Annotated in this window: 12 protein-coding genes and 1 tRNA gene; 7 read left to right on the forward strand and 6 right to left on the reverse strand. The window is 30.9% G+C overall.

Translation table 11 applies throughout. From position 1 onward, the window contains the following. Nucleotides 1-44: 44 nt before the first annotated feature. Nucleotides 45-1,127, reverse strand: coding sequence for a DNA polymerase IV (gene dinB / locus WAO74_RS03340; protein WP_422159681.1), 1,083 nt, complete (start codon nucleotides 1,125-1,127; stop codon nucleotides 45-47). Nucleotides 1,128-1,189: 62 nt separating this feature from the next. On the opposite strand from dinB, the gene WAO74_RS03345 reads away from it, so the two are divergent. After that, a tRNA-Ala gene (locus WAO74_RS03345) sits at nucleotides 1,190-1,263 on the forward strand. Here WAO74_RS03345 and WAO74_RS03350 read toward each other — a convergent pair. The 3 genes from WAO74_RS03350 to gdhA all read right to left on the reverse strand — a co-directional run bounded on the left by WAO74_RS03350 (nucleotide 1,264) and on the right by gdhA (nucleotide 4,171). Next, nucleotides 1,264-2,106: an alpha/beta hydrolase family protein gene (locus WAO74_RS03350; RefSeq protein WP_422159683.1), complete on the reverse strand. Its 843-nt coding sequence runs from the start codon at nucleotides 2,104-2,106 to the stop codon at nucleotides 1,264-1,266. Beyond that, a complete protein-coding gene (locus WAO74_RS03355) occupies nucleotides 2,107-2,727 on the reverse strand; it encodes a LysE family transporter (protein WP_422159684.1) in 621 nt (206 codons plus the stop codon). Nucleotides 2,728-2,827: 100 nt separating this feature from the next. Continuing rightward, a complete protein-coding gene (gdhA, locus tag WAO74_RS03360) occupies nucleotides 2,828-4,171 on the reverse strand; it encodes an NADP-specific glutamate dehydrogenase (RefSeq protein ID WP_422159686.1) in 1,344 nt (447 codons plus the stop codon). 207 nt (nucleotides 4,172-4,378) lie between these two features. Here gdhA and pheS point away from each other — a divergent pair, with 207 nt between their 5' ends. Genes pheS through WAO74_RS03375 form a run of 3 tightly spaced genes read left to right on the forward strand, consistent with a single transcriptional unit; the run spans nucleotide 4,379 to nucleotide 6,077 of the window. Then, on the forward strand, nucleotides 4,379-5,398 hold the full coding sequence (pheS, locus tag WAO74_RS03365) for a phenylalanine--tRNA ligase subunit alpha (RefSeq protein WP_422159688.1): 1,020 nt from the start codon (nucleotides 4,379-4,381) through the stop codon (nucleotides 5,396-5,398). Then, complete coding sequence (locus WAO74_RS03370) at nucleotides 5,398-5,655, forward strand: hypothetical protein (protein WP_422159690.1); 258 nt, start codon at nucleotides 5,398-5,400, stop codon at nucleotides 5,653-5,655. Before pheS ends, WAO74_RS03370 begins: the two co-directional genes overlap by 1 nt. Before the next feature lie 26 nt (nucleotides 5,656-5,681). Beyond that, nucleotides 5,682-6,077 carry a hypothetical protein gene (locus tag WAO74_RS03375; protein ID WP_422159692.1) on the forward strand — a complete coding sequence of 132 codons (396 nt, stop codon included), beginning with the start codon at nucleotides 5,682-5,684 and terminating at the stop codon, nucleotides 6,075-6,077. A 339-nt stretch (nucleotides 6,078-6,416) separates the two neighbouring features. Here WAO74_RS03375 and WAO74_RS03380 read toward each other — a convergent pair whose 3' ends face one another. Next, a complete protein-coding gene (locus tag WAO74_RS03380) occupies nucleotides 6,417-7,892 on the reverse strand; it encodes a Na+/H+ antiporter NhaC family protein (RefSeq protein WP_422159694.1) in 1,476 nt (491 codons plus the stop codon). A gap of 80 nt (nucleotides 7,893-7,972) precedes the next feature. Between WAO74_RS03380 and glpK the strand changes: the two genes are divergently transcribed. Next, on the forward strand, nucleotides 7,973-9,457 hold the full coding sequence (gene glpK / locus WAO74_RS03385; protein WP_422159696.1) for a glycerol kinase GlpK: 1,485 nt from the start codon (nucleotides 7,973-7,975) through the stop codon (nucleotides 9,455-9,457). Nucleotides 9,458-9,530: 73 nt separating this feature from the next. After that, nucleotides 9,531-10,073 carry a pyridoxamine 5'-phosphate oxidase family protein gene (locus WAO74_RS03390; protein ID WP_422159697.1) on the forward strand — a complete coding sequence of 181 codons (543 nt, stop codon included), beginning with the start codon at nucleotides 9,531-9,533 and terminating at the stop codon, nucleotides 10,071-10,073. 65 nt (nucleotides 10,074-10,138) lie between these two features. Here the strand turns inward: WAO74_RS03390 and WAO74_RS03395 are convergent, their stop codons facing one another. Then, a complete protein-coding gene (locus tag WAO74_RS03395; protein WP_422159699.1) occupies nucleotides 10,139-10,645 on the reverse strand; it encodes a 2OG-Fe(II) oxygenase in 507 nt (168 codons plus the stop codon). A 291-nt stretch (nucleotides 10,646-10,936) separates the two neighbouring features. Here WAO74_RS03395 and WAO74_RS03400 point away from each other — a divergent pair. Further along, a partial coding sequence (locus tag WAO74_RS03400) for a glycerol-3-phosphate dehydrogenase/oxidase (RefSeq protein WP_422159701.1) occupies nucleotides 10,937-12,466 on the forward strand: 1,530 nt, incomplete at its 3' end.

Consider the following 12,466-nt stretch of genomic DNA (forward strand, 5'->3'; position numbering starts at 1 on the left):
TTATTACTAATTAGCACACTTTCAGGCTTTATTACATCTTAGAGCTAAAAATCAAATTTTAATTGTACCCAAACAGGCTCTTTCTTTTCGGTATTTAAATTCCCAAAAGAAAGCCCTAAAAGTCGTACTGAATTTATTAGTTTATCTTGATATAACAATTCTTTAACCACAGGAAAAAAATCCTTTTTTTTCTGCATAAAATTAGCTGTTGTTTTACTTCTTGTTTGTTGCATAAAATCGGAATACTTTATTTTTAAAGTGATGGTTTTTCCTTTTGTATCACTTTTAAACATTCTTTTTTCTAATTCGTCAGCAATTATTTCTAATTTTTCGATCATAAAAATTTCCGAAGAAATATTTTCACTAAAAGTTCTTTCAGCTGCTAAAGATTTTCTAATTCTATTTGGTTTTACAGCGCTATTATGAATTCCGCGAACAATATTAAAATAGTGTTTGCCAGATTTTCCAAACAAATTTGTGAGTTCTTCTAAAGATTTTTTCTTTAAATCGTTCCCCACAAAAATGCCTAAATTATACATTTTTGCAGCAGTAACTTTACCCACTCCATAAAATTTATTAACAGGTAATTCTTCTAAAAATGGAATTACTTCGTCTGGATTAATGGTTTTTTGTCCATTTGGTTTGTTAATATCTGAAGCTACTTTTGCAATAAATTTATTGATAGAAATACCTGCAGAAGCATTTAACCCTGTGGTTTCAAAAATGCGTTTTCTAATTTCTTTGGCTATTAAACTTGCTGACGGATTTCCTTTCTTATTTTCTGTAACATCCAAATAGGCTTCGTCTAAAGAAAGTGGTTCTACCAAATCTGTATACTCGTAAAAAATTTCCCTTATTTGATTGGAAAGCTCTTTATATCTGGCAAAATCTGAATTCACAAAAATAATATGAGGACATTTTTGTTTCGCTAAAACGTTGCTCATAGCAGATTTTACGCCAAATTTTCTAGCCTCATAACTTGCAGCAGAAACAACACCTCTATCTCCTCCACCTCCAACAGCAATCGCTTTTCCTCTTAATTCTGGATTGTCTAATTCTGCTACAGATGCATAATAAGCATCCATATCTACATGAATTATTTTACGAAAAGGCGGCTGTAGTTCCATTATTTAAAATTACAAAACATCCATTTCTTTTACTAAAAAAGCTGTACATTTATTTTTTTTATGGGGCATTAGCTCAGTTGGCTAGAGCGTTACGCTGGCAGCGTAGAAGTCATCAGTTCGAATCTGATATGCTCCACTATTCTTTTAAAAAGTTGATGCAAACATCGACAGTTTCAATTAATTCTTGAGACATTTTTTTTTCTATCCAAGGATGAGAAACGTTAAAAACATGATCTGCATTTATAATGATTTGATATTCACTTTTCGGATTCCATTTTTTAAGATTTTCAGCTTCATCAATTAAAACAGATGTGTCTTTATCTCCATGAATTATTAAATGAGGAATTGTTATATTTTCTGAAGCTTTTTGAATATTCAAACGATTTTCATTTTGTTTAAAATCTAAATAAAATTGATAAAAATGTGGCATTTTTTGCTTGGTTCTTCCATTTAAAACATACTTTACCCCTGTTTTTTCCCATTCTTCTAAATCTCCAATTGTGGCTGTTCTTTTTGCAAAATCGCAAACTCCAGCCAAGGTAATTACCTTTTTAATTCGAGAATCTTCATTCGATTTTAACAACACAATACCTCCTGCTCTGCTGTGACCTATTAAAGAAATATAATCAATATTAACTTCATTTTTAAAATCAGAATTATTAGAAATCCAATCTAAAACACTTTCTAAGTCATCTAATTCTTTGGTGTAATTATTATTGCCAAAAGCTTCTAGATCTGGAAAATCTATAGGTTGTTCAACTGTACCTCCATTATGAGAAAAGTTGAATTTTATAAAAAAGAATCCTGCTTTTGCAAACGCTTTTGCCATTAAATTCCATGCTCCCCAATCTTTAAAACCTTTATAACCGTGGCAAAAAACAACTACTTTTTTAGGTTGATTTGTTGCTATGTAAAAAACATCTGTAACAATAGGTTTGTTATGCTTTCCATCAACTACTTTATTTTTTATAATATTCATTTAAATAAATAATTTTATAAGTGTAAAAACCGCCACTAAACCTGTTAATATTGACAATATTAAATTGATATCTCTAATTAGTTTTCCTGTTTTTTTCTGGATAGTTTTTGCAAATTTTCCATATAAGAAAAGAATATAAAATGTGCCCAATACAGAGCCTAATATGAAAAATAAAACAGAAACTGTGTCAAAATAAAACAAGTTAAAATTGTCTAACAATATAATTATTCCACAAAAAAATGGAATCGAAAACATATTTAAAAGGGACAGTGTAACACCTGTTAAAAAAGGAGTATCTTTTTTCGGTTTTTGATCATCAACTTTAACTTTACTTTTTTTAGATTCGTTATAAAAATAAAACGATAAAAGGAAAAAAATTACAATTCCTATTTTATCAAAAGTTTCTAAAATTTTTGGGTTTTTGGTGATATATTTCGTTAAAAGAACGGCAATATATATTTGCGGAAGAACAACAATAGAAACTCCTAAAGCATAATTATTTGCAGCATCTCTTCCTTTTTCTAAACTTATTTTTAAAGCTGTCATATTCAACATACTTGGTGTAATTGACCCTGCAAAAGAAAAGAAAAATCCGAAGAAAAGAATGTAAGCTGTAGACATTTTAAAAAAACTTGTGTAAAGATTCGTTTTTAAAATAAGTTGTACAAAAAAACGCACCAATAAATTGATGCGTTTTTAAAATTATTATTTTAAGCAGTTATTAAATAACTCCTTGTGCTAACATTGCGTCTGCAACTTTTACAAAACCTGCAATATTTGCGCCTTTAATATAATCTATAGAACCATCTTCATTTTCTCCATATTTTACGCAAGAATCATGAATATCTTCCATAATATCTTTTAATCTACTATCTACTTCTTCTCTAGACCAAGAAATTCTTAAAGAGTTTTGGCTCATTTCTAATCCAGAAGTTGCTACTCCACCTGCATTACTTGCTTTTCCTGGTGCGAATAAAATTTTTGCTTTTGTAAATTCGTGAATTGCATCTGGTGTAGAAGGCATATTTGCACCTTCAGAAACACACATACATCCGTTTTTAATAAGTGCTTTTGCTCCATCTCCATCTAACTCATTTTGAGTTGCACAAGGTAAAGCAATATCACATTTAACATTCCAAGGTGTTTTTCCTTCAAAATATTTTGCGTTTGGATATTTCTCTAAATACTCACTAATTCTTCCACGTTTTTCGTTTTTTAAATACATAACGTGTTTCAATTTTTCGGTATTTATACCTTCTTCATCATGAATAAATCCTCCAGAATCTGATAAGGTTAATACTTTTGCACCCAATTCGATTGCTTTTTCTGCTGCATATTGAGCAACGTTTCCAGAACCAGAAATTACCACTCTTTTGTTTTTAAAAGAATCTTTTTTACGCTTTAGCATATTATCTGCAAAATACACGTTTCCATATCCTGTAGCTTCTGGTCTAATTAAAGAACCACCCCAAGATTGTCCTTTACCAGTTAAAACTCCAGTAAACTCGTTGTTTAATTTTTTGTACATTCCAAACATAAATCCAATTTCTCTTGCACCTACTCCAATATCTCCAGCAGGTACATCTGTATTTGGACCAATATGTCTAAAAAGTTCGCTCATAAAAGCATGGCAGAAACGCATAATTTCGTTGTCTGATTTTCCTTTTGGATCAAAATCAGAACCTCCTTTTCCACCACCCATTGGAAGTGTAGTTAACGAGTTTTTAAAAACTTGTTCAAAAGCTAAAAACTTTAAAATACTTGCGTTTACAGTTGGATGAAAACGCAAACCACCTTTATATGGCCCAATTGCAGAATTCATTTGAATTCTATAACCTCTGTTTACTTGTATTTCTCCAGCATCATCAACCCAAGATACTCTGAAAGAAATTAATCTCTCAGGTTCTACCATTCTTAATAAAATATTTTTACCATGATAAATATCGTGGTTCACTATATAAGGTATTACGGTTTCTGCTACTTCTTGCACAGCTTGCAAAAATTCTGGCTCATGGTTATTTCTAGTTTTAACCATTTCCATAAATTCTTTAATTTTTAACTCCATAATTTAAGGTGTGTTTTTTTACGAATTAAGTAAATTTTAATGGTACAAATGTAGTTAATTTATTAATATACAAATTAAAAAAAAACTCTTAACATTTTCTTAAAGTATTGATTTCAATCGATTTCGCTTGCTGTCGTTCTTTTATTACATTTTACAAACACCAGCTATTTAAAAAAGTTTAAATTTGTATCCTAATTTTCTTTAAAAATGTTAGATAAAGTAAAAGATTTAATTGGTGATGTGCAGTCTTTTAAAGCAACAACAAAAGATGAAATTGAGGCTTTTAGAATTAAGTATTTAGGGAGTAAGGGTTTGCTTAAAGATTTATTCGTAGAGTTTAAGAATGTAGATGCAGAAATGCGTAAAGATTTTGGACAAGCTCTAAATAATTTAAAAAATTCTGCAGAACAAAAAGTTGCTGAACTAAATAATGCTCTAGAAAATGCAACCGAAGAAAAAGGTATTTATGGCGATTTAACTCGTCCTTCAGAACCGATTGAATTAGGTTCACGTCATCCAATATCATTGGTGAAAAATCAAATTATTGAGGTTTTTAACAGAATTGGTTTTACGGTTTCTGAAGGGCCAGAAATTGAAGACGATTGGCATAATTTTACAGCATTGAATTTGCCTGAATATCATCCTGCAAGAGACATGCAAGACACGTTTTTCATCGAGCAAAATCCAGATATTTTATTGCGCACACACACTTCTTCTGTGCAAGTGCGTTATATGGAAAATAACGAACCTCCAATCAGAACTATTTCTCCTGGGCGCGTTTTTAGAAATGAAGATATTTCTGCAAGAGCGCACTGTATTTTTCATCAAGTAGAAGGTTTATATATAGATACTGATGTTTCTTTTGCTGATTTAAAACAAACGCTTTTATACTTTACAAAAGAGATGTTTGGGAAATCTAAAATACGTTTACGTCCTTCTTATTTTCCATTTACAGAACCAAGTGCAGAGGTTGATATTTATTGGGGATTAGAAACAGAAACCGATTACAGAATTACCAAAGGCACAGGTTGGTTAGAAATTATGGGTTGTGGAATGGTGGATCCAAATGTGTTAAAAAATGCTAATATAGATCCTACAAAATATTCTGGTTACGCTTTTGGAATGGGGATTGAACGTATTGCAATGTTATTGTATCAAATTCCTGATATTAGGATGTTTTACGAAAATGATAAGCGTTTTTTAGAGCAGTTTAAGTCAATTATATAATGAACTATTTTAAACAATTTTGGGATGAAGGTAGAGATGATAAATACTCAAATTGGGGAAATTCAACTTGGTATTTTGAAACGAATGATGCTGATCAAATTTTAAAGCAAATTACGGTTTATCAAAATGAAAAAGTTTTAAAATATAGCGAAGAAAATCCAAAAGATGAATTTGGAAAATTAGGTGAACATACTTTAACTATCGAAGATTGCGATGGTGAAATGATTTTGAAAGAAGATTTTTATTCTTTTTGGTAAAACATACTGATTCAAGTTCAGCATAAATGAAGAAAGACATCCAAATTCCAGAAGTTATCAATATAGAAATGGCAGTTGTTTATGAATATAATGATATTTATAGAACAGATGATTGGAATGTGTATCTTATCAATAATAAAAACGTTGATTTAGAAATGTTGGTCATTGTTACTCAGGGTTTTTCTGAAACAAAAATTACCTCTTTATTCCGTAAAAAAATTGATGTGCTACCAGCAAATTCTTTTGCTAAAATAGAACTTATTCAACCAGAATTATTCAAACTAAACAATCGTTTTCAGGTAAGTTTTTTTGAAGGGAATTCACTTTTTGAAAAAACATTTCTCTTTAAAGAAAACACCATTAAAGAAGCTGCTTTGCGAATGATTCCTGAAATTAAAAAACGAGGGGTTTTGGCTAAATAAATTTAACGCAAAAACGCAAAGTCTTTTCGCAAAGTTAGCAAAGGTCTAATTAAAAAATCTCTATACCGTTTTTTATTTTTATTACAATTTGTCACGCTGGAAGCGTCTCAAGCAAACCATATAGAGAAAATACTTTTTTAGTAAGACAAAATAGTGTAAAATGATCGCTGTTTATAAATACGCCTGCGTTAGCGATTGAACGATTTGTTTGAGCTCTTTTTTGTTTTTTACAAAAAAAGCGAGTAGAGAAAGCGCGACCTTTTTAGGGAACGCCCAAATAATCAAAAATAAAACTTTCTTTGCGCCCTTTGCGAAAAACTTTGCAACTTTGCATTTAAACTATCCCAAAAACCCAATAATCAAATACAAAACCACAGTAATTGCGCCTCCAAATAACGCATAAGGCAATTGCGTTTTTACATGGTCTATGTGATCACTTGCAGAAGCCATAGAAGAAATAATAGAAGTATCAGAAATTGGTGAACAATGGTCTCCAAAAATTCCTCCTCCTAAAGTGGCAGCCACAACAATGGTAATATCTGCTCCATGAATATTTGCCATTGGTACAGAAATTGCCAACATAATTGCAAACGTTCCCCAAGAAGTTCCTGTAGAAAATGCAATAAATGAACTAATTATAAAAACAACTGCTGGTAACAACTCTGGAGATAACCATTCTTTTGTAGCATTAGCAACATAAACTCCGGTTTCTAATTCTTTACAAGCATCACCAATAGCAAAAGCTAAAAGCATCAATAAAGCCAAAGGCATTAATTCGCTAATTCCTTTTAAAGTTAAGTCTATCGCTTCTTTTGGTTTTAAAATTCCCTGAATAAAGTACATAGTAATTGCTACTAAAATTGCAGTAATTACAGCATATAAAACAGATGATGATCCAGAACCTTCTCCAATTGCTTGTGAAGCATGATTTAAAAATGAGGTAGATTCCTTTACAGAATTCCAACCTGTATAAATCAAGTTAATAGGCATCATAAAAACCATCGTTAAAAGTGGCACAATCATATTGTAAGCTCTTGCAGGAATTCCTTCTTTTGGAGGAAAAGATGTAACCTCATCAGAAACCATTGGTTTAGAACCTTCGTTCATTAATAAACCTGTGTCTTTGGTTCTTTGTTCTGCTTTTTTCATTAAACCAAAATCCCTTTTTGATAAAATCACAACAAAAACAAGTGCGATTGCTAATAATGGATAAAAGTTATACAAGATTGATGACATCATTACAGAAAATGGTTTATCAATTCCTTGCGTTAAAAGCAAACCCATAATAAAAGCTCCCCAAGCATTAAAGGGAATTAAGATGGATGATGGTGCAGAACTTGAGTCTGCTATGTAAGCCAATTTTTCTCTTGGTATTTTTAGTTTGTCAAAAATGGGTCTATATAAAGTACCAACTGTTAAAGAAGAAATACTGGTTTCTACAAACAACAACAACCCTGTAAAAGTGGCCAAAATCTGAACCATCACTCTGGCATAGCCCGATTTTTTTTCTTCTAGTTTTACCAGCTTTTTATTGATAATATTGATAAAGCCTTCAACCCCTCTAGAATACTGAATAAAAATTAGCAAAGAACCCACCAAAGCACTGAAAATAATAGTTCTCGTATTTCCTTTAGATTGAAACACATTTACCATTGCTTCAATCATGGCTAAAGTGCCTTCTAATGGATTCCAGCCTTTAATAATCAACCAAGAAAACCATATTCCAAACAACAAAGCAATATACACTTGCTTGGTTCTTAATGCTAAAATGATTGCCACAATTGGCGGTATTACTGATAAAAATCCATACTCCATAAAAAGAAAATTTATTTTGCATAAAGGTAACAATTTATAAATATGATATTTTGTAAATTGTGAGTCCTATTTTAAACCAAATGCCAAAAAAATATATTCTAGCTTTAGACCAAGGAACCACAAGTTCGCGCTCGGTAATTGTTGATGAAAAAGGTGAAATTATTGCCATTGAACAGCAAGAATTTAGGCAAATATTTCCAAAATCTGGTTGGGTAGAACACGATGCTTTTGAAATTTTAGAATCCCAATTATCAACCTTAAAAAAGGTTATAAAAAAAGCGAATATTAAAGTCAATGAAATTGTAGGTTTAGGGATTACAAATCAGCGAGAAACTACAGTAATTTGGAATAAAAATACAGGAAAACCGATTTATAATGCTATTGTTTGGCAAGACAAAAGAACTGCTGATATATGCGAAAATCTTAAAGAAAAAGGTTTAGAAAATCATATTAAAAAAACAACTGGTTTAGTAGTTGATGCCTATTTTTCTGGCACAAAAATTCATTGGATTTTAGAAAATGTTGAGGGTGTAAAAACAGCAGCAGAAAAAGGTAATTTACTTTTTGGAACCATAGATTCTTGGATCTTATGGAATTTAACTGATAAAAAAATCCATGCAACAGATTACAGCAACGCATCAAGAACGATGCTTTTTGACATCAAAAATTTATGTTGGGATGGTAAAATTTTAGAAGCATTAAACATTCCGAAATCTTTATTACCAGAGGTAAAACCTTCTTCTTATCATTTTGGAGATTTTACTTTAGAAGGACATAAAATACCAATTGCAGGAATTGCAGGCGATCAACAAGCAGCTCTTTTTGGACAAACTTGTTTCAATAAAGGCGAAGCAAAAAACACCTATGGAACAGGTTGTTTTTTATTAATGAATACAGGAACTGAACCTCAATTTTCTAAAAACGGTTTATTAACCACGATTGCATGGGGAATTAATAATAAAGTTTATTACGCTTTGGAGGGCAGTGTTTTTGTTGCTGGAGCAGCAATTCAGTGGTTAAGAGATGGTTTGGAAATTATAAAATCTGCTGAAGAAAGCGAGTTTTTTGCTGAAAAAGTAAGTGAAGAAAACCCTGTAATTGTAGTACCTGCTTTTGCTGGTTTAGGTGCTCCTTATTGGGATATGTATGCAAGAGGTGCAATTTTTGGGTTGACAAGAGACACAGGAAAAAATCACCTAATAAAAGCGACTTTACAATCTTTAGCATATCAAACAAAAGACTTGTTAATTGCCATACAAAATGATGCAGAAACTCCTTTAAAATCTCTAAAAGTTGATGGTGGAGCTTGTGCAAATAATTTATTAATGCAGTTTCAGGCAGATATTTTAGACACTATTGTAGAACGACCAAAAATTACAGAAACAACAGTAATGGGAGCTGCTTATTTAGCCGGAATTTGTGTAGGTTTATGGAAACAAAAAGATATAGAAACTGATAAAAAAATAGATAAAAAATTTACGCCAAACATTTCATCAGAAAAAAGAGAACGCTTATATAAAAGATGGTTAAAAGCTGTTGAACGTTCTAAAAATTGGATAGAATAATTTTAAATTCTAAATGTTAAGTTTTTAGTTGCCACTCAAAACTCAGCACTAAAAATTAAAAACTAAATAATATATGTCAAAATTTTACACAAAACTTACCCTAAAACTTCAAAAATTTATTAAGGCTCAAAAAATATTTTTTGTAGCAACTGCACCTAATTCTGGTAGAATAAATTTATCGCCAAAAGGAATGGATTCTTTTCGAGTAATTTCTGAAAACCGTGTTTTATGGTTAAATGTTACAGGAAGTGGAAACGAAACTGCAGCGCATTTATTAGAAAATAAACGCATTACTATTATGTTTTGTTCCTTTGAAAAAGCACCTAATATTTTACGTTTGTATGGAAAAGGGAAAGAAGTAAAAGAAGGAGATAAAAGTTGGAATGAATTGATAGCTCTTTTTCCAGAAACTCCAGGAACTCGTCAAATTTTTGATATTACTATTGATTCTGCACAAACTTCTTGTGGTATGTCTATTCCGTATTTTGAATTTAAATGCGAAAGAAATGACTTAAATGATTGGGCAGAAAAACAAGGAAAAGATGGAATTAAAAACTACTGGGAAAACAAAAATCAAACAAGTATTGATGGTTTACCAACAAAAATTTTAGAATAATTCTGTTCTTTAAAAAAGTTTTATCAAATTAAAGAAAACCTAAGTATAAGCACAAAAATTTCTTTTTATCCCAATAATGTTGACAAACTTGTAGGCTGGTATAGAAACCAACCAGTTAAACTATACCTATCTTTATGAGCTTTTAAAACAGCATGTGGTACTTTGTCACTTTTAAATAAAACACAACGTTTTGCAATAGGTTCTACTAGGTGTATTTTTTTATTTTTATCTAATATTTCAAGTTGTCCACCATTTTTAGATTCCCAATTTTCATTAAGGTAAATAATCATAGAAATCATTCTATTGTTTCTTCCTTCAAATTGATCTAAATGTCTAAGGTAATAACTTCCAGAAGGATAATGAGCCAAATGAAATTCTTCTCCAGATAAACTTAAATAACAATATCTATTTAAGGTATTTTTTGTTTCTGTTAATAGTTCCCAGAAATTTTTTAAAGCAACATCTCGTTCTTTATTTAACCAATACGTTTTATCTCCTCTTACCTTTTTTTTAATTATATGTTGGTTTAAAGCTCCAATTCCTGCTTGCTCAAAAGCATCAATTTTTTTCAAATAAGAAGTTTTTAATTTCTTTATAGAGTTGGTTGTCTATAAAATTATCTATAACTACAAAGTCATTTTCAGCAAGGTCATCCATCCAAGAAAACCAATTGTCAAGCTTATGGATTGTTTTCAAGAAAATAGTTAAAGTGTAGAATCATTTTTTTTGTAAAAATATGTGTAAAAAAATTTAAAAACATTTTTTACAACAAAAAATTATACTTTTAAAATACAATCTTTTGCTTTTTTGTATTTTGCTAAAGATATCATCACATCAATATCATTGAAAATTTCAACTTATTTATGAACAACTTCTCATACTTCAACAGACAAAGAATAACTACAAATTTACAAACTACAGAATTCGATTTACTCATAATTGGTGGTGGAATTACAGGAGCTGGAATCGCTTTAGATGCTGCTTCAAGAGGCATGAAAGTGGCACTCATTGAAAAAGGCGATTTTGCTTCAGGAACATCAAGCAAATCCACAAAACTAATTCATGGTGGATTGCGTTACTTAAAACAATTCGATTTTTGGTTGGTGAAAGAAGTTGGAACAGAAAGAGCGATTGTACACAAACTAGCACCACATTTAGTTGTTCCAGAAAAAATGATTTTACCTTTAATTGATGGTGGAACTTATGGTTCTTGGTTAACCTCTATTGGTTTAAAAGTCTACGATGTTTTGGCATCTGTAGAAGGTGAAGACAAACGTAAAATGCTTTCTAAAAAAGAAGCTTTAGAAAAAGAACCTTTATTACCAACTGACATTTTAAATGGTGCTGGTTATTATGCAGAATACAGAACAGATGATGCCAGATTAACTATTGAAGTATTAAAAACAGCATTAAATTATAATGCGAACATTATTAATTATGCAGAAGCAAAAGAATTTATTTATACTGATAAAAGAGTGGTTGGTGCAAAAGTAAAAGATGTACTTTCTGATGAAAAATACACTATAAAAGCCAAATATGTGGTGAACGCTTGTGGGCCCTGGGTTGATGAATTGCGTCAAATAAATAACTCGAAAATTGGCAAACGTTTGCACTTAACAAAAGGGGTTCATTTGGTAGTTGCTCACGAAAAACTACCTGTAAATCAATCTGTTTATTTTGATGTGCCAGATGGAAGAATGATGTTCGCAATTCCTCGTGGAAAAATTACTTATTTCGGAACTACAGACACCAATTATCAAAAAGATAAAGACGATGTAAACACCAATTTAGTGGACGCAACTTATTTAATATCAGCCGTTAACAATATGTTTCCTGACATCAATATTACCTTAGATGATATACAGTCTTCTTGGGCTGGTTTGCGTCCTTTAATTCACGAAGAAGGAAAATCTGCTTCAGAATTGTCTAGAAAAGACGAAATTTTTGTTTCAGATACAGAACTAATTTCGATTGCTGGAGGTAAATTAACGGGTTATAGAAAAATGGCAGAACGAATTGTAGATTTAGTAGGTAAAAAATACAAACGCAGATTTGATAAAGAATTTGGCGAAATCAAAACCAAAGAAATTGTGCTTTCTGGAGGTACTTTTAAAAATTCATACGAAGTAAAAAGTTACAGAGATGCAATTTATAACAGAATTAATGAGGTAGATTTTTCGCAAAAAGATGCTGAATATTTAGTGTATAATTATGGAAAACAAACAGATATTATCTTAAAAAAGTTTGATGAATTAACAGACGAAAATCAACAAGAAAAGATGATAAAAGCAGAAGTTTGGTTTACCATAAATTACGAATTGGCTTGCAACCCAACAGATTTTTTTATGCGTAGAACTGGTCGTTTGTTTTTTGACGCTCAAAGTGTGCATCAA

The organism is Polaribacter sp. (assembly GCF_049276715.1).
In the GTDB taxonomy this organism is placed as follows: Bacteria; Bacteroidota; Bacteroidia; order Flavobacteriales; family Flavobacteriaceae; genus Polaribacter.

Coding starts and splice junctions, on each gene's coding strand:
- dinB (WP_422159681.1), bottom strand. CDS start 1,127: ATGGAACTACAGCCGCCTTTTCGTAAAATAATTCATGTAGATATGGAT.
- WAO74_RS03350 (WP_422159683.1), bottom strand. CDS start 2,106: ATGAATATTATAAAAAATAAAGTAGTTGATGGAAAGCATAACAAACCT.
- WAO74_RS03355 (WP_422159684.1), bottom strand. CDS start 2,727: ATGTCTACAGCTTACATTCTTTTCTTCGGATTTTTCTTTTCTTTTGCA.
- gdhA (WP_422159686.1), bottom strand. CDS start 4,171: ATGGAGTTAAAAATTAAAGAATTTATGGAAATGGTTAAAACTAGAAAT.
- pheS (WP_422159688.1), top strand. CDS start 4,379: ATGTTAGATAAAGTAAAAGATTTAATTGGTGATGTGCAGTCTTTTAAA.
- WAO74_RS03370 (WP_422159690.1), top strand. CDS start 5,398: ATGAACTATTTTAAACAATTTTGGGATGAAGGTAGAGATGATAAATAC.
- WAO74_RS03375 (WP_422159692.1), top strand. CDS start 5,682: ATGAAGAAAGACATCCAAATTCCAGAAGTTATCAATATAGAAATGGCA.
- WAO74_RS03380 (WP_422159694.1), bottom strand. CDS start 7,892: ATGGAGTATGGATTTTTATCAGTAATACCGCCAATTGTGGCAATCATT.
- glpK (WP_422159696.1), top strand. CDS start 7,973: ATGCCAAAAAAATATATTCTAGCTTTAGACCAAGGAACCACAAGTTCG.
- WAO74_RS03390 (WP_422159697.1), top strand. CDS start 9,531: ATGTCAAAATTTTACACAAAACTTACCCTAAAACTTCAAAAATTTATT.